Consider the following 16922-nt stretch of genomic DNA (forward strand, 5'->3'; position numbering starts at 1 on the left):
CTCCCGCCAGGGTCGGTAACCCTGGAGGAAGGGGCGTTGCCTGGCGCTACCGCTCCAGGTGTTTCAACTTGTCCGGCTTCCCGTTCCATTCCTCCGCATCCGGCAACGGATCCTTGCGCCGGGTGATCACCGGCCACTGCTGGGACAACTCCGCATTCAATTCCAGCATATGCTCCTGCCCATCAGGGACCTCATCCTCCGGCACGATGGCCTCGGCTGGGCACTCCGGCTCGCACAGGGAACAGTCGATGCATTCATCCGGGTCAATCACCAGAAAGTTGGGGCCCTCGTGAAAACAGTCCACCGGGCAAACTTCCACACAGTCCGTGAACTTGCAGCGGATACAGTTCTCCAGTACCACAAACGTCATCGCGCATATCCCTCCAGATGGGTGTGATTGGGGCAGGCCCTGGCTGGCCCATGGAACAAGCCTGAGGCCTGAGCCAGCTTAACGTCAAGATCCCCTCATTTCGGTGCCGTTACCCCCAGGAAAACAGGGTTTTGCCAGGGGGTAACGCTTGGCAGGTCATGAGATGAGGGACCGCGAACAACCCCGGGGGTTCACTTGCTGACCGATCCCGTTGCTTCCTCCTTGATCAGCGACTGCAGCCGGTAAAGGGCCTCCAGGGCCTGCCGGGGGCTGAGATCATCCGGGCTCAGCGCTTCAACCGCCTCGCGCAGTGCCGTTGCGGCCGGGTCGACAGGTTCCGGTGGCGAGGGTGTCCAACCGCCGTCGGTACCAAAAAGGCTGAGTTGGGGGCTGTCGGCAGCCGCGCCGGCCAGGCTCTGCTGTTCCAGTTCCGACAGGCGCTCCCGGGCGCGCTGAATCACGCTGCGGGGCACACCGGCCAGTGCGGCCACGTGCAGACCATAACTCTGGTTGGCCGGCCCTTCTTTCAGGGCATGCAGGAAGACAATGCGCTCACCGTGCTCGATGGCATCGATGTGGACATTCACAATGGCGGGGAACTGCTCTGGCAGGGCGGTGAGTTCGAAATAATGGGTGGCGAACAGACTGAACGCCCGGTTCTTGCGCGCCAGGTGTTCGGCGCAGGCCCAGGCGAGGGAGAGGCCATCGAAGGTACTGGTGCCACGGCCGATCTCATCCATGAGTACCAGGCTGCGATCAGTGGCATGGTTGAGGATGTTCGCGGCCTCGGTCATTTCCACCATGAACGTGGATCGGCCCGAGGCCAGGTCGTCACTGGCACCGATGCGGGTGAAGATGCGGTCCACAGGGCCCAGCCGGGCATGGCGAGCGGGCACGAAGCTGCCCACGTGGGCCATGAGCACAATCAGCGCGGCCTGACGCATGTACGTGGATTTACCACCCATATTGGGGCCGGTGATCACCAGCATGCGGCGCCGGTCGTGCATCTTCAGGTCGTTGGGCACGAACGGGTCATCCAGCACCTGCTCCACCACCGGGTGCCGCCCTTCCTCGATGAGCAGTCCCGGTGTGTCGGTGAGTTCCGGCGCCCGATAGTCCAGGGTCTCGGCCCGTTCCGCCAGGTTGGACAGTACATCCAGTTCCGCCAGGCCCTCGGCGGTCTGACGCAGTCCCGGCAAGGGTGCATGCAGCTGTGTGAGCAGCGCCTCGTAAAGCTGTTTCTCCCGGGCCAGAGATCTTTCCCGCGCTGAGAGCACCTTGTCCTCGAAGCGCTTGAGTTCGGGCGTGATGAAGCGCTCCGCCCCCTTGAGGGTCTGGCGGCGAGTGTAATCCTCCGGCGCCTTGTCGGACTGGGTGCGACTGATCTCGATGTAATACCCATGCACACGGTTGTAGGCCACCTTGAGATTGGCGATGCCCGTACGTTCCCGCTCCCGTTGCTCCAGGTCCACCAGGAACTGGTCGGCGTTCTCCGACAGACTGCGCAGTTCATCCAGTTCCGCGTCGTAGCCCGCTGCGATCACGCCACCGTCACGAATCAGGACCGGGGGCTGGTCGATCACGGCCCGGCGCAGCAGGTCCACCACTTGCGGGTGTTCGCCAATCTGCCCCGCCAGGGCGGTGATGCGCGGCGACGCCAGGGTAGCCAATTCCGACTGCAGGTTGGGCAGTTCTGCCAGGGAATCACGCAGGGTGGTGAGATCGCGAGGGCGGGCGGAACCCAAGGCCACCCGCGTGAGGATGCGCTCCAGGTCGCCAATCCCGCGCAGTTGCGTCTGAAGGGGCTCAAAGGCCTGCCGTTCCTGCAACTCTCCAACCGCTCCATGGCGCTCCTGCAGGGCCCGGCGATCCCGCAGGGGTTGATGCAGCCAACGGCCCAGCAGGCGGCTACCCATGGCCGTGACCGTGCGATCAAGCACGGAGGCCAGGGTGTTCTCATGGCCTCCGGACAGGTTCACGGTGAGTTCCAGATTCCGTCGACTGGCAGCATCCAGAATGATGCCGGCATCGCGACTCTGCACGCTCAGGCCATCGATATGGGGCAGGGCGGTCTTCTGGGTATCCTTGACGTACTGCAGCAGGGCCCCTGCGGCACCAACTGCCCGGTGCATGTCCTCGCAGCCAAAGCCGGCCAGATCCCGAGTGCCGAACTGGCGGGTCAGCAGTTCCCGGGCGGCGTCCACCTCGAAATGCCACGGCGGCCGGCGGCGCACGCCCGTGCGTTCCGGGCCGGGCAGGGTCATGCCCTCGGGAATCAGGATCTCCGCCGGGCGCAGGCGTTCCAGCTCACCCAGCAGGGGCTCCGTGCCGGTGAGCTCCTGAACCTGAAAGCGCCCCGTGCTCAGGTCCAGGGCGGCCAGCCCGGTGTGTTCGCCATCGCCCCCAACGCACACCAGCAGATTGTCCCGGCGCTCCTCCAGCAGGGCATCCTCGGTGACCGTGCCTGGCGTGACCACGCGTACCACCTTGCGCTCCACCGGGCCCTTGCTGTTGCCCGGGTCCCCCACCTGCTCACAGATGGCCACCGACTCTCCCAGTCGCAGCAGCCTGGCCAGATAGGACTCCACAGCATGCACGGGTACGCCCGCCATGGGGATGGGCTCCCCAGCGGACTGTCCGCGGCGGGTGAGGGTGATGTCCAGGAGTTTCGCCGCACGGGTGGCGTCGTCGAAGAAGAGCTCGTAGAAATCCCCCATGCGGTAGAACAACAGGATGTCCGGATGCTCGGCCTTGATGCGAAGAAACTGCTGCATCATGGGTGTGTGTGCAGAATGGTTCTTTACTTCAGTCACTTAATGCCTTTTCTTGTCAAATGGTCCGAAGAATGTTCAACCGGCGACGGCCCGCGGGTTGCAATGCTCGGGATGATGCCCTTAAAAGGCCTGCAGGTGAAGGAAGCGGGCGCTGAACAACCCATCAGGATCGTCTAATCTCCCTATAGGAGGAGCTGCATGGCCCTTCCGGGTCGCTCTTCCGCTCATGACGCAGCGGGTCGCTGCGCGGCCGGGCTCAGGCCCGGCCTTTTCAGTCACGCAGATAGGAGGTTCGTCTATGACAACATGGGTCATCGTCGCGGATGCGAGTCGGGCCAGGGTTTTCAGCGCCGAAAAGTCCTTCAGCCCCCTGGTGGAAGAGGAAGACTTCACGCATCCCGAGGCCCGATTGCACGAGCACGACCTGCAATCCGACCGAATGGGGCGAACGTTTGACAGCAGTGGCGATGGGCGTCATGCCATGGGGAGGGAGACGCCCCCCAAGAAGCATGAGGCCAACCGATTTGCGAGGGAATTGTGTGAGCGGCTCAATGTGGCCCGCGCCAAGGGCCAGTTCAACAAGCTCTACATCATTGCCGCGCCCTCGTTCCTTGGAGCGCTGCGCGGCTGCATGAACGCGGTCACCCAGAAGTCCATCGCCGGGGAGATCGACAAGAACCTCACCACCCAGGATCCGGCCGATATCCGGCGGCAGCTACCGCAGTTCCTTTGAGCCAACGGCCCGTCCTGGGGCCGTGCCCCCACACCCGGGATCACCCCGTGGCTGTGGGGGTGTGCTCAGGACTCTCTCCCCACCAGGGGCACGAAGCGCACCGCCAGCACTCGCTGGCAATCCAGTTCTCCCTCCTCATTGCGGGTGGCCACCACCAGGTCCTGGCTTTGCCAATTGGAGTTCACCGGGATCACCATGCGCCCCCCGGGCCGCAACTGGTCTTCAAGGCTGGCGGGAATGCGCGGAGCACCGGCGGTGACAATGATGGCGTCGAAGGGCGCTTCCTCCGGCCAACCGGCATGACCATCTCCGACCCGGGTATGGATGTTCCCGTAGCCCAGGGCCCCCAGGCGTTCCTGAGCACCCTCGGCCAGCTCCGGTATGACTTCGATGGTAAAGACCTCCCGGGCCAGCTCCGCCAGGATGGCGGTCTGGTAGCCGCATCCTGTGCCCACCTCCAGTACCCGCGCCTCGGGGGGCAGGTCCAGCAGTTGTGTCATCAGGGCCACCACGAATGGTTGCGAGATGGTTTGCTGATGTCCGATGGGGAGGGCGGTGTTCTCCCAGGCATGACTTTGTTGCCCGGCCGGCACGAAGCGGTTCCGGGGTACCCGGGTCAGGGCCGCTTCCACCTCGGGCGACATGGATTGAAGGCCGGTGGTGTCAGCAGTGGCCTTGAAGTCAAGGCGAACCTGTTCAATGAGCCGGGCGACTGGATCTTTCATGGCGCGGTATCTCCTGTCAACGCCTGGAACAAGCCCTGGAAGGCTCGTGTTTCACGGCATGATAGTATTTCGCGGGCGCGCTTGTAGAGGCCCGAATCGATCCATCTAATGAACTGGGGGCATGCATGAACATGGGTATGGATGAAAAACGTGATTTCCAGCGCTTGCAGGTGGATCATCCGGTCCGGGTGAAGGAACTGGATTCGGGTCGGGAGCACCAGGGACTGGGGCGGGATCTAAGCCCGAACGGCCTCTCGTTCTACCTGGATGATCCGCTGCCCGTGGGAAAACAGCTCACGGTGGCGATTGAACCGATCAAGGCCCTGGTCGCGCCGTTGAATGCGGAAGTGGAGGTACTGCGGGTGGACCCGGAAGGTCTGGGCTATGTGGTGGCCACCAAGATTCAGCGCATGCTGTGATGACGGCCCTCAACGACTCCGCTCTGGAGGGGCGTGCCAGGGCCCTGGGAGACCTGATCCTGGCGCGAGGCTGGCAGCTGGCCCTGGCCGAATCCTGCACCGGGGGCTGGATTGCCAAGGTGATCACCGACATTCCCGGCAGCTCGGCCTGGTTCGATCGTGGCTTTGTCACTTACAGCAACGCGGCCAAGCGGGAACAGTTGCAGGTGCCTCAACAGACCCTGGATGCCGCCGGCGCCGTGAGTCGCGAGACCGTGCAGGCCATGGTGGAGGGGGTCTTGCGCAACTGCAGCGCTGATCTTGCCGCGGCGGTCAGCGGCATCGCCGGCCCCGGGGGCGGGACCCCCGACAAGCCAGTGGGCACGGTCTGGGTCGCCTGGGCCCTCAGAGGCCAACCCGTTCAGGGTGAATGTCTCCATTTGCAGGGGGATCGCGAAGCCGTGCGACGGCAGAGCGTCGCGCGGGTGCTGGAGGGCCTGCAAACCCTGCTGGAGCGCCGCTGACCCCTGTGTTCGGGATTGGCGACGGAGGGCGGGAGTGTGAGATACTCCCACGCTTTCCAGAATTGTTTGAGGGTACCGTGGAAGGTGCCAAACCACATGACTAGGGATGATCGAGAGGGCAGGACCTTGGACGAGAATCGTAAAAAGGCGTTGAGCGCGGCATTGGGCCAGATCGAACGGCAGTTCGGCAAGGGCGCTGTCATGCGCATGGGCGATTCCAGCGTGGTGCGTGATGTGTCGGTGGTGTCCACCGGGTCTCTGGCCCTGGATATTGCCCTGGGTGTGGGTGGTCTACCCCGCGGTCGCGTGGTGGAGATCTTCGGGCCCGAGTCCTCCGGCAAGACCACGCTGACGCTGCAAGTGATTGCCGAATGCCAGAAGGAGGGCGGCACGGCGGCCTTCGTGGACGCGGAACATGCCCTGGATCCGACTTATGCCCAGGCGCTGGGTGTGGATGTGGACAACCTCCTGGTGTCCCAGCCCGACACCGGTGAACAGGCCCTGGAAATCGCCGACATGCTGGTGCGCTCCGGCGCCGTGGATGTGGTGGTGGTGGATTCCGTGGCCGCACTCACCCCCAAGGCCGAGATTGAAGGCGAGATGGGCGACACGCACGTGGGCCTGCAGGCCCGCCTGATGTCCCAGGCCCTGCGCAAGCTCACCGCCAACATCAAGCGCTCCAACACCCTGGTGGTATTCATCAACCAGATCCGCATGAAGATCGGCGTGATGTTCGGGAACCCCGAGACCACCACCGGCGGCAACGCGCTCAAGTTCTACTCCTCCGTTCGACTGGATATCCGCCGTACCGGTGCCATCAAGAAAGGCGACGAGGTGGTCGGCAACGAAACGCGGGTGAAAGTGGTCAAGAACAAGACGGCCCCGCCGTTCCGGGAAGCCCACTTCGAGATTCTCTATGGCGAGGGCATATCCCGCCTGGCTGAAGTGATCGACATGGGCGTGAAGGACGGCATCGTCGACAAGGCGGGCGCCTGGTACAGCTACAAGGGGGAACGCATTGGTCAGGGCAAGGATAACGCCCGTAACTTCCTCAAGGAAAATCCGGAGATCGCCGCGGATATCGAGTCCCAGATCCGCGACAAGCACATGCCCAAGCGGAAGCCTGCTGAGAGTGACAGTAGCGAAAGCCAAGCCGCCGAAGGCTGAACAGGATCCTCAGGAGAGCGCCCTGCGTCTGTTGGCGCGCCGCGAGCACAGTCGTCATGAACTCGCCGGCAAGCTGGCGCTAAGGGGTTTTGCCAGGGACAAGGTGGATGAGGCGCTGGATGACCTCGAGTCCGAGGGCTGGCTCAGCGACGCACGTTTTGCCAGTGAATTTGTACGTTACCGAATCCGCCAGGGGCAAGGCCCTCTACGCATCCTCGCCGATCTTCGCCAGCGTGGCATCGACGAGGCTCAGGCCCAGCAGGCCCTGGAGGCAGCAGAGGTGGATTGGCAGGTTCAGGCCCATGATGTTTACGAACGCCGCTTCGCCGGCGAGCCACCCCGGGACTACAGGGAACGCGCCCGGCAGATGCGTTTTTTGCAGAGCCGGGGTTTTTCCGCGGAAGTCATCCGCCGGGTCATGAATGAAGTAGGCAAGATATGAAAAGCGCCGATATCAGAACCAGTTTTCTCGAATACTTCCGCTCCAAGGGTCATGAAGTGGTGGCCTCGGCTCCGCTGGTCCCCGGGAACGATCCGACCTTGCTGTTCACCAATGCAGGCATGGTGCAGTTCAAGGAGACCTTCCTGGGGCTTGAGCAGCGGTCCTATCAGCGGGCGACCTCCTCGCAGCGCTGCGTGCGCGCCGGCGGCAAGCACAACGACCTGGAAAACGTGGGATATACGGCGCGGCACCACACGTTCTTCGAGATGCTGGGCAATTTCAGTTTTGGCGATTATTTCAAGCGTGATGCCATTCACTATGCCTGGGAGTACCTCACTCAGGTGCTCGAGATGCCCGCCGACAAGCTCTGGGTGACGGTCTACGAGACGGACGACGAGGCCTACGATATCTGGGTGAAGGAGATCGGCGTGCCCAAGGATCGGGTGACCCGCATCGGTGACGATCCTGGGGGTGGGTCCGATAACTTCTGGCAGATGGGAGATACCGGTCCCTGTGGCCCCTGCACCGAGGTCTTTTATGACCATGGCCCCAGCGTCTGGGGTGGCCCGCCGGGTTCGCCCGAGGCGGATGGCGACCGTTACATCGAGATCTGGAACCTGGTCTTCATGCAATACGACCGGGACAGTGAGGGTAATCTGAACCCCCTGCCCAAGCCCTCGGTGGACACGGGCATGGGCCTTGAGCGCCTGGCTGCGGTACTGCAAGGGGTTCACTCCAACTATGAAATCGACCTGTTCCAGAATCTTCTGGACGCGGTGGGGCGCATCATGGGCAGTGAGGACACCCATTCTCCCTCCTACAAGGTGATCGCCGACCATATCCGCTCCTGCAGTTTCCTGATCACCGACGGAGTCATGCCCGCCAACGAAGGCCGCGGCTACGTGCTGCGCCGGATCATCCGCCGTGCCGCCCGCCATGGACACAAGCTGGGCATGACCGACCCCTTCTTCCACCGCCTGGTGGAGCCCCTGGTGCGGGAGATGGGCGAAGCCTATCCCGAACTGGCCAAGGCCCGGACACAGGTGGAACGGGTGCTCCTGCAAGAAGAAGAGCGCTTCCGCGAAACCCTGGAGCATGGCCTCAAGCATCTGGAAGAGGGCCTGGAGAAGATCTCCGACAAGACCATCCCCGGCGGCCTGATCTTCAAGCTCTATGATACCTACGGCTTCCCGGTGGACCTGACCGGCGACATCGCCCGGGAGAAGGGCCTGGAACTGGATATGGCCGGTTTCGAATACGAAATGGACCAGCAGCGTGATCGTGCCCGGGCTGCCAGCAGCTTCCGCATGTCCGATGTCGGTGCGGTGGCCAAAGGGGTGTCGGACTCCCGTTTTGTGGGTTACGAACACATCGAGGAGCAGGCCCGGGTTCTGCGCCTGGCCGGGAGTGACGGCAAGCCCGTGGAGAGTCTGAATGACTCCAGCGAAGGCAGTGTGCTGCTGGATGTGACTCCGTTCTACGGTGAATCCGGGGGTCAGGTGGGCGACACCGGCTTTATCGAAGGCCCTGACGGGCTGTTCCAGGTGAACGACACGGTGAAGCAGGGCGGGGTGTTCATCCATCGAGGCACCATGCTGCGCGGGACACTGACTACCGATGCGGCTGTGACTGCTCGAGTGGACGGCGAGCGCCGTCGCGCGGTGGTGCTCAATCACTCCGCCACTCACCTGCTGCATGCGGCCCTGCGCGAGGTGCTGGGTGAACATGTGCAGCAGAAGGGTTCTCTGGTGGCGCCGGACCGATTGCGCTTTGACTTCTCTCATTTTGAGCCCGTGAGCAGCGAGCAATTGCTCCGCATCGAGCGCATGGTCAATCATGCCATTCGCGCCAATGCCCCCGCCGAAGCCCGCATCATGCCCATCAAGGAGGCCATGGAAGCCGGGGCCATGGCCCTGTTTGGCGAAAAGTACGGCGAAGAAGTGCGGGTGCTCTCACTGGGAGACTTCTCGGTGGAACTCTGCGGCGGCATCCATGTGCAGCGCACCGGTGATATCGGTGTCTTCAAGGTGATCAGCGAGGGCGGGGTAGCCTCCGGCATCCGCCGTATCGAAGCCGTGACCGGCGAAAACGCCCTGAATTATCTGGATGACACCGAAAACCAACTGGACGAGGCCGCGCGGATGCTGCGCGCCGGTCGAAGTGATCTCACCGAGAAGATCCAGCAGGTGCTGGACCGCAATCGCGGTCTGGAAAAGGAGCTTGAGGCCATGAAGGCCAAACTGGCGTCCCAGGCCGGCTCGAGCCTGACGGATCAGGCGGTGGACGTGAACGGCGTGAAGGTGCTGGCGGCGCGCATGGATGAAGCCGACCCCAAATCATTGCGCGAGACCGTGGACCAACTCAAGAACAAGCTGGGCGAGGCCATCATCGTGCTGGCCACCGCCCGTGACGGGAAGGTGAGCCTGGTGGCTGGCGTGACCGCAAGCCATTCCAGCACCATCAAGGCAGGCGAACTGGTGAACCAGGTGGCCCAGCAAGTGGGTGGCAAGGGCGGTGGTCGGCCCGACATGGCCATGGCGGGTGGAAATCGTCCAGAGGCGCTGGACGAGGCACTGTCATCCGTGAAGGGCTGGGTGGAGTCACGTCTTTGATGGCCGTCCTGGAGCCTTGCCTTTATGGCCCGTTCCTCGGCTTGATGAGGGGCTTCGGCGCCGGGTGCGGAAATAGTCCTTTCGTGCGCCCCTCCGACTGTTGTCTAATGTCAACCAGATACCCAAGTAAAAAACTATGGCATTGATCGTTCAAAAATACGGCGGCACCTCGGTGGGAAGCGTGGAACGCATCCAGCACGTAGCCGATCGCGTGAGTCAGTCACGTCGTCAGGGGCACGATGTGGTGGTGGTGGTGTCTGCCATGAGTGGCGAGACCGACCGACTGCTGGGTCTGGCACGTGGTATCCGCAGCGACGCCGACGGACGTGAGCTGGACGTGCTGCTGTCCACGGGCGAGCAGGTGACCATTGCCCTGTTGTCCATGGCGTTGGAGAGCAAGGGGTGTCCGGCCCGCTCTTATACAGGTGCTCAGGTACACATACGCACCGACAGTGCCCACAACAAGGCCCGGATCCAGGAGATCGATGGCGCCCGGGTGCGTCGTGATCTGGCCGACGGCAAGGTCGTGGTCGTCGCCGGTTTCCAGGGAGTCGATGAGTCGGGCAATATCACCACCCTGGGCCGTGGGGGTTCCGATACCACGGCCGTGGCCCTGGCGGCTGCCCTCAAGGCCGACGAATGTCAGATCTTCACCGACGTGGATGGGGTGTATACCACCGATCCCCGCGTCGTCCCCCAGGCAAGGCGACTGGAACGCATCACCTTTGAGGAGATGCTGGAAATGGCCAGCCTGGGTTCCAAGGTCCTGCAGATCCGCGCGGTGGAGTTTGCGGGAAAATACAATGTACCTCTGCGTGTTCTATCCTCCTTCCAGGAAGGAGGAGACGGCACGCTCATCACCTTTGAGGAAGGGAGCATGGAACAGGCGCTCATTTCCGGAATCGCCTTTAACCAGAACGAAGCCCAGCTGACCGTGACAGGCGTTCCCGACCAGCCCGGCGTGGCCTACCGCATTCTCGGCGCGGTGGCTCAGGCCAATATCGAAGTGGACATGATCGTGCAGAATGTGGGAGCCGATGGCACCACGGACTTCACCTTCACCGTTCACCGTAATGATTTCGACAAGGCCATGGGCATCGTGAGCGCCCGGGCCGAGGAGCTGGGTGCTCGCGAGGTCTCGGGGGATCCGAAGATCGTCAAGATCTCGATCGTGGGCGTGGGTATGCGCTCCCACGCCGGCATTGCCAGCAAGATGTTCGAGGCCCTGGCGGCCGAAGGCATCAATATCCGCATGATCTCCACCTCGGAAATCAAGATCTCCGTGGTGGTGGACGAGAAATACCTGGAGTTGGGGGTGCGCGCGCTGCACGATGCCTTTGAACTGGAAAGGGCACCTGCAGCGTAATGCGTATTGACTGGGCCCAGGATTCCGGGCGGAGGACATCCGGTGTCTTGAGTTCCATCCAGGTTGAAATCGGCCATGATGGCCGATTGGCACCAGGCCATAGAGTCTGGTTTACTATAAAACCAAGGTGATTGAAGTTCAGATTGGAGAAAAGGAAATGTTGATTCTTACTCGTCGGGTAGGCGAAACACTGATGATCGGTGACGAAGTGACCGTGACCGTGCTGGGCGTGAAGGGTAACCAGGTTCGCGTCGGCATCAATGCACCCAAAGATGTTGCCGTACATCGGGAGGAAATCTACGAGCGCATTCAGCGCGAGCAGGATCCCGATGGTTACGTAGCTGACAATAACCAGCCCTGAAGATGATGCCAGCTGGATGACCGAACCCGGACAGGGTAGGGCGGGCGTTTCGCAAGGCGCCCCACCCTCTCCGGGTGATGGTGCTCAGTGGTCTTTACGGAGGCTCATCAAGCAGGTACCATAGCGGCCTCAAATGAAGTCCTCATCCCGGAGAGGTGGCCGAGTGGCTGAAGGCGCTCCCCTGCTAAGGGAGTATGGGTCAAAAGCCCATCGAGGGTTCGAATCCCTCTCTCTCCGCCAAATCAAGAAACTAAGCCTCTGTTTTCAGGGGCTTTTTTCTTTTTAAAGAGATTAGGACCCACACTTTCACCCACACCTTTGCATTGGCTTCTCTGGGAATTGATCGGGTGGCTTAGGACTCCTCTTCGAGATCAGTAAAAGCTCTGCTGGTGGCGGTACGCTCAGGCTGCAAGAGCCTGTCAGGCATCAAGCAAGCGCCCTTCTACACCAAATCAAGCAATCGACTTACCGTCTGATCCATAGTAAGCCCCTGCCGCTTGGCCAAACGCCGCAGCCTTTCACCGGTCCGTTGACTCAAGGCGATTTTCGTTAGCTGCTGACGTGAATGCTCGGCCTGACGCATGGCCGCCCGGTAACGCCGCCATCCGATCGCATTGGGCCAACGTGCAAGCCATCCCTCCATCGCCTCAGCGGTAATCGTGCTGATCTCGTTGAATGCGCTGCGTGCCAATTTCAGATCAGTGGTTACCTTGTCTGCATCCGGCCGGTTTAGCGCTCGCGACCAGTATTCATGCGCCTGCATAGCGCCCGTCCATCCCCCCACATTGACCCGTCTGCGTCGAGGCATAATCCCCTTCACTCCCAAAAGCGTTAGCTGCTAACGATATTAAATCGGAAGGGGATCACATCCAAAGTCAGGATTCGCGGGCGGTGGCAAGGCCCCCTGGAAACCTGGCCTTCACTTCAGCCAAGCACGGGGTCGCCAGTCCGGGCGCGCGCTCTCCATTTCGGTTTGTTTCGGACCGCTCTGGCCTAGGTGGAGGCCGATGGGCCGCCCTACGCCAGGGTGTGGGCATAAGTCCGCTCAAGCCCTCTGAGAGGCGGTCTCAAGCCCCTCTCGTGGCGCGCATGGCCGGGGCCGCAAGAAAAGCCCCTTCGTCTCCCAAGAATGGACAGGCGAAAACGTTGGCCGCCCCTTGGTGACTCGATGCCTTGGCGATCCGTGTCTCGTTTCGTCCATGAATGTCCTGCAGGGGAGCAGGGAGCGGCGGCTACATCTTGTGAGGGTGTCCGGCTGTGACGGCGCGGGCTTATCCGAATCATCGGAAGAACATTGATCCGATCGCCCACAGCCTCCCCGCCACTCTCTTCAGGCAGTCCGTGCTTACCCGTCGATGCTGACCGACGCCCCTTAATCCAAGAGGTGTTCCTGCGGCAGCGGGACCTCCAAGGAGTAAAAATTCGGATTTACGGAGTGGTACCGGAAAAAAATCGAAAATCTATATTTCGTCATGATAATCAATGACTTGGATATCTTTTGATTTGTCCGCTGGGAATTCGGCTGGGGTCGAGTTTTTTCGCTGGCGCCGATCAGATGGCGATCTAGTTGTAGCGCCGAGCTGCTCGCCGACGGGGGGCTGGGTGAGGATCGTGCCAAATTTCGCTGCTTCCTCCCGCTACATGTAGCGAAATAGCAAGGTGCACGGCAGGTATTGCAGAAAAACCACCTCTTGCAGCACCAATCATGCCTGGGTGGTCGCGTCAAGGAAAAAAAATTAGACCCCTGGTCTGACAATAGTGATGTCCAGTTTTTGGGAGTGGACCGTTGGATATGTCGCCGCCTACGCTTTTTTCCACGAGGCGCCCCGCAACACCCAATCCACTTGGCAACCAGGAGTCGAGTCCATGCACAAAAACGACGTCATGATCTTGCGCATCAGAGAAGTTACCGGAGTCCTCGGCGTGTCCCGGTCAACGGTGTACGACTACATGGATCCCCGATCGCCGCGCCACGATCCAACGTTTCCCCGACCGGTTCGTCTGGGTCGTGCCGCCGTCGGATGGATTCAGAGCGAGATCCTCGAATGGCTGGCCAGCCGCCCACGGGGGTAACCGAGCCCCCGACAAAGATGTGAACTTATTCCGGTCGGGCGCCTGACGACCGTCCCAAAAACTAATCGCGAGGTGAACATGCAATACTCGAACGTCTACTACACTTCTATGACACCCGTGGCGTACCCGTTCCCCGAAGTGCAGAGTGGTGGTGTCCTTCAGGAGAGGGTGCGCCAAATTATCGACATCACGAATGCGCCGCCGCCATTGGTCGCGCAAGGAGGTTTGGCGATCGCATCCTGTCTGATCCAAAATCTGGTCGATGTCGCAAAGCCGAATGGCCAACTCATCCCCCCAAGCCTGTATCTCATCGGGGTCGCTGAGTCAGGCGAGCGTAAGACAACGGTGGACAGTCTCGTCTTCCATCGATTCGACGAATTGGAAGCGAACCAGGATCACAAATTCGCTGAAGCCGTTGCCGCATACGAGCTGGAGTTGCGGATTTGGCAGGCCAAGAATAAATTGTTATTTCGCGACCTTGCTCGCGAAGACGAGGAACAAGTGATAGGTGAGCTCTACCAACACCAGCAACTTAAGCCAGTAGCCCCACAAAGATCCGGAATGCGGACACTCACCGACGTGACGCCAGCTGCGGCTATTGATGTGTTCCGGCGAGAGGCGGTCAAGTCAACGATTCTGCGCTCCAGCGAAGGCGAGGAAGTTTTATCGGGGGCTGCAGTCCAGCGATTGTCTATCTGGAACTCGTTGTGGGGTGGGGATCCCGTTCGCGTGGACCGAAAAACTGGCGGCAATTGCGTCGTAAATCCCCGGACGACACTGTACGTGCAGGCGCAGCCACAGGTAATGCAGAAGTTTGTCGGCAAAGGAGGTGAAAATGCACGTGGTATCGGTTTTTTTGCACGAGCGCTCATTACCTACCCAGCGAGTACACAAGGAATGCGGCCGGTCACGGAGGTCGGTGATGCTCGCAACTCCGAATACGATGAGTGGGTCGAGGCTCTCTTCCTCAAGAATATCGAAATGCTGTCCAAATCCGACTTCACAAGAACTATCATCGAGTTCTCAGACGATGCGAAAGGCCGGTGGTTTGTGGTTGCCAATGATATCGAACGGGCGATATGTCCTGGGGGGCGCTTCGAAGGACATGGTGACCATGCGTCGAAGTTAGCGGATAATATCGCGCGAATGGCGGTTCTGCTGCATTGCGCCGAATACGGTCTCGAGGGCAAGGTGTCATTACGCACACTGGACGACGCGATACTAATTTGCTTCTGGTTCTCCAATGAGTTCCTGCGGCTCTTTGGAAGACCCTCGGAGGAGTATCGTGACTATCTCCTTCTGCTCGATTGGTTGTGCCAAAAACGTGCGGAAGGATTTCGGTACCTCCGGAAGAATCATGTGCGCCAATATGGGCCATATGCCCTTCGAAAATCAGGAAAACTCAATCTTCTCCTTAATTGGATGGCTAGCACCGGAGAGATAGGTATAGGGTTGGTCACTAAGAAGACCATCATCGACCTGTATCCTGGTTATGCGCACGATCAGTGGCAATTGATGTCCGTGGCACAATAATAACTCTATGCAACCCAACCCTGGGCTGAAAGCAGCTCAGGGTTGTCTACGTATTGACCACCGCAAGTGAAGGTGCAAAGAGCATCAGCCCATCTCCTTGAATGCTGATCACTTATCCCCCGAAGTCCGCCGCAATGGCCCAGTATCGCCTACCGCCACCGAGATCGACCCTCTGCTGGTGTGACGACCGATCAGATGACCGGAGTCAAACGAAAGACCAAAGAATGCCGTGGCCGTTGATGGGGGTTTGCCCGTGTGGCATAAAGGACCCGTGATCAACGACCACGCCTGTTGGTTCTGACCCAAGGAGTTCCAGATGGACAAGGAGTGTTGCCCTTCAAATCTGCCGCGACCCAGTCCGGATTGGGGCCTTCGACTTGCTGGGGCCGATGCGCCCCTTTTGCCCTGGCGGGACTGCCCATGACCCAGGGCCGCAGCATCCGTCTGTTCCTGGTGGACGGCACCGCCACAGGCCTGATCACCGCCGAGATCATGAACTGGACCGGTCACGTCATCATCGGTCCACGGACCAAGCTGGCCGAACTGGTCAAGCGCCCGGAATGCAATCGGACAGGCATCTACTTCCTGATCGGCCCCGACCCGGACAATAGCCTGCGCCCCCTGGTCTACATCGGGGAAACCGATGATGTGGGCAAGCGTCTCAAGCAGCACAACCGCACGGAAGAGCAGGGCGGAAAGGATTTCTGGGAGCGAGTCTGCCTGGTCACCAGCAAGGATCAGAACCTGACCAAGGCCCATGTGAAGTACCTGGAGAGCCAGTTGATCAGCCGAGCCAGGGATGTGGGCCGGTGCTCGATGGTCAATGGCACAGCCCACGAATACATCGGCCTACCCGAATCAGATCAGGCGGACATGGCCTTCTTCGTGGAGCAGATTCGCACAGTGCTCCCGGTGTTGGGCCTGGACTTCCTAAGAGACACCACTCGCCCATCCTCACCGGCCGCCACGCCGATTTCAGCCGAGCCGGAACGATCCCCCATCTTCACCCTGGAACTGCGAAGGCACGGCATCCGTGCCCAAGCCCAGGAGATTGATGGGGAGTTTTTCGTGCTCAAGGGTTCCCAAGCCCGCAGTGAATGGAGGGGACCGGAAGGCGGGTACCAGAACCTGTTCCGGCAACTCTGCGATGATGGTGTGCTGCGCCCGGAGCATGGCCAGATGGTGTTCACCGACGACCAGGCGTTTTCCAGTCCCAGTGCGGCAGCCGCCGTGGTTTCCGGGCGAACGGCCAATGGCCGGATTGCCTGGGTCGTTGCAGACTCTGGGCAAAGCTATGCGGCATGGCAGGATCAGCGGGTGACCGAACCAGCCATCGAAACCCAATCTGGATAGCAACCAAACGAAGTGGAGACGCAGCATTGGTCAATGGTGATGTAGGGAAGCGGCTGTGGGCCGCAGCTGACCAGTTATGGGCCAATACTGGCCTCAAGCCCGCTGAATTCTCAGCGCCCGTTGTTGTTTCCCAGATTATTCCACGCCCCTTTTCCCACACAGATCCTGGCTACAGGCCGAGTGTTTTCCCGGATTATGCCCTCGGGTGGAAGATTCCTGGAAGGTGAACGGATGCGGGAAGCTGGGGGCGCGAGCCTTGGGTGACTCGCGCCCGGGGGCAAGGACTCAGAAGGGATCCTGCTCGTCGTCGAACAGGGAGGTCTGGCGGGTGTCGATGGAGGGCGCTCGCTCGGCGGCCAAGGCTTCCTGCAGGGCGAGGTCGTAGCGCTGGCCGATATGCTCGGTGAGGATCTCCAGCAGTTCCCACACGGCCAGAGCCTGTTCCGGGGTCCAGTGGCCTGGCAGCGGGATGGTGAGGGTGTGGTGGTGGT

At 60.9% G+C, this 16922-nt stretch carries 16 protein-coding genes and 1 tRNA gene; 12 read left to right on the plus strand and 5 right to left on the minus strand.

Translation table 11 applies throughout. The features are described from left to right. Nucleotides 1-46: 46 nt before the first annotated feature. Nucleotides 47-370, minus strand: a complete 324-nt coding sequence (fdxA, locus tag ECTHA_RS0100700) for a ferredoxin FdxA (RefSeq protein ID WP_025281124.1) — start codon at nt 368-370, stop codon at nt 47-49. Nucleotides 371-561: 191 nt separating this feature from the next. Continuing rightward, entirely contained in the window at nt 562-3147 is a 2586-nt protein-coding gene (gene mutS, locus ECTHA_RS0100705; protein ID WP_051582516.1) for a DNA mismatch repair protein MutS, read from the minus strand. Between the two features lie 295 nt (nt 3148-3442). On the opposite strand from mutS, the gene ECTHA_RS0100710 reads away from it, so the two are divergent. Further along, entirely contained in the window at nt 3443-3877 is a 435-nt protein-coding gene (locus tag ECTHA_RS0100710) for a host attachment protein (protein ID WP_025281126.1), read from the plus strand. Between the two features lie 65 nt (nt 3878-3942). On the opposite strand, the gene ECTHA_RS0100715 is transcribed toward ECTHA_RS0100710, so the two are convergent. Beyond that, nucleotides 3943-4602 carry a protein-L-isoaspartate(D-aspartate) O-methyltransferase gene (locus ECTHA_RS0100715; protein WP_025281127.1) on the minus strand — a complete coding sequence of 220 codons (660 nt, stop codon included), beginning with the start codon at nt 4600-4602 and terminating at the stop codon, nt 3943-3945. Nucleotides 4603-4727: 125 nt separating this feature from the next. On the opposite strand from ECTHA_RS0100715, the gene ECTHA_RS0100720 reads away from it, so the two are divergent. The 8 genes from ECTHA_RS0100720 to ECTHA_RS0100755 all read left to right on the plus strand — a co-directional run bounded on the left by ECTHA_RS0100720 (nt 4728) and on the right by ECTHA_RS0100755 (nt 11712). Next, complete coding sequence (locus tag ECTHA_RS0100720; protein ID WP_025281128.1) at nt 4728-5021, plus strand: PilZ domain-containing protein; 294 nt, start codon at nt 4728-4730, stop codon at nt 5019-5021. Further along, on the plus strand, nt 5021-5524 hold the full coding sequence (locus tag ECTHA_RS0100725; RefSeq protein WP_025281129.1) for a CinA family protein: 504 nt from the start codon (nt 5021-5023) through the stop codon (nt 5522-5524). Before ECTHA_RS0100720 ends, ECTHA_RS0100725 begins: the two co-directional genes overlap by 1 nt. 126 nt (nt 5525-5650) lie before the next feature. Further along, nucleotides 5651-6691, plus strand: a complete 1041-nt coding sequence (gene recA, locus ECTHA_RS0100730) for a recombinase RecA (RefSeq protein WP_025281130.1) — start codon at nt 5651-5653, stop codon at nt 6689-6691. Next, the gene (locus ECTHA_RS16385; RefSeq protein WP_238984824.1) at nt 6657-7133 is read left to right on the plus strand and encodes a regulatory protein RecX; all 477 of its coding nucleotides are present in this window, start codon (nt 6657-6659) and stop codon (nt 7131-7133) included. The genes recA and ECTHA_RS16385 overlap by 35 nt, the downstream gene beginning before the upstream one ends. Further along, nucleotides 7130-9745 (plus strand): alanine--tRNA ligase, encoded by a 2616-nt coding sequence (alaS, locus tag ECTHA_RS0100740; RefSeq protein ID WP_025281132.1) that lies wholly within the window; start codon nt 7130-7132, stop codon nt 9743-9745. The genes ECTHA_RS16385 and alaS overlap by 4 nt, the downstream gene beginning before the upstream one ends. Nucleotides 9746-9881: 136 nt before the next feature. After that, nucleotides 9882-11111: an aspartate kinase gene (locus tag ECTHA_RS0100745; protein WP_025281200.1), complete on the plus strand. Its 1230-nt coding sequence runs from the start codon at nt 9882-9884 to the stop codon at nt 11109-11111. Nucleotides 11112-11268: 157 nt separating this feature from the next. Further along, nucleotides 11269-11472, plus strand: coding sequence for a carbon storage regulator CsrA (csrA, locus tag ECTHA_RS0100750; protein ID WP_025281201.1), 204 nt, complete (start codon nt 11269-11271; stop codon nt 11470-11472). Between the two features lie 149 nt (nt 11473-11621). Continuing rightward, a tRNA-Ser gene (locus ECTHA_RS0100755) sits at nt 11622-11712 on the plus strand. Nucleotides 11713-11914: 202 nt separating this feature from the next. Here ECTHA_RS0100755 and ECTHA_RS0100760 read toward each other — a convergent pair. After that, a complete protein-coding gene (locus ECTHA_RS0100760) occupies nt 11915-12235 on the minus strand; it encodes a hypothetical protein (RefSeq protein WP_026623416.1) in 321 nt (106 codons plus the stop codon). Nucleotides 12236-13356: 1121 nt separating this feature from the next. Here ECTHA_RS0100760 and ECTHA_RS0100765 point away from each other — a divergent pair. The 3 genes from ECTHA_RS0100765 (at nt 13357) to ECTHA_RS0100775 (ending at nt 16431) form a co-directional block, all read left to right on the plus strand. Then, on the plus strand, nt 13357-13545 hold the full coding sequence (locus ECTHA_RS0100765) for a helix-turn-helix transcriptional regulator (protein WP_244875608.1): 189 nt from the start codon (nt 13357-13359) through the stop codon (nt 13543-13545). Nucleotides 13546-13623: 78 nt separating this feature from the next. Further along, nucleotides 13624-15078 (plus strand): YfjI family protein, encoded by a 1455-nt coding sequence (locus tag ECTHA_RS0100770; RefSeq protein WP_026623418.1) that lies wholly within the window; start codon nt 13624-13626, stop codon nt 15076-15078. Between the two features lie 420 nt (nt 15079-15498). Next, nucleotides 15499-16431: a GIY-YIG nuclease family protein gene (locus ECTHA_RS0100775; protein WP_026623419.1), complete on the plus strand. Its 933-nt coding sequence runs from the start codon at nt 15499-15501 to the stop codon at nt 16429-16431. A 285-nt stretch (nt 16432-16716) separates the two neighbouring features. Here ECTHA_RS0100775 and ECTHA_RS16390 read toward each other — a convergent pair. Further along, a partial coding sequence (locus ECTHA_RS16390) for a hypothetical protein (RefSeq protein WP_035368889.1) occupies nt 16717-16922 on the minus strand: 206 nt, incomplete at its 5' end.

This window comes from Ectothiorhodospira haloalkaliphila ATCC 51935, assembly GCF_000633935.1.
Classification (GTDB): Bacteria; Pseudomonadota; Gammaproteobacteria; order Ectothiorhodospirales; family Ectothiorhodospiraceae; genus Ectothiorhodospira; species Ectothiorhodospira haloalkaliphila.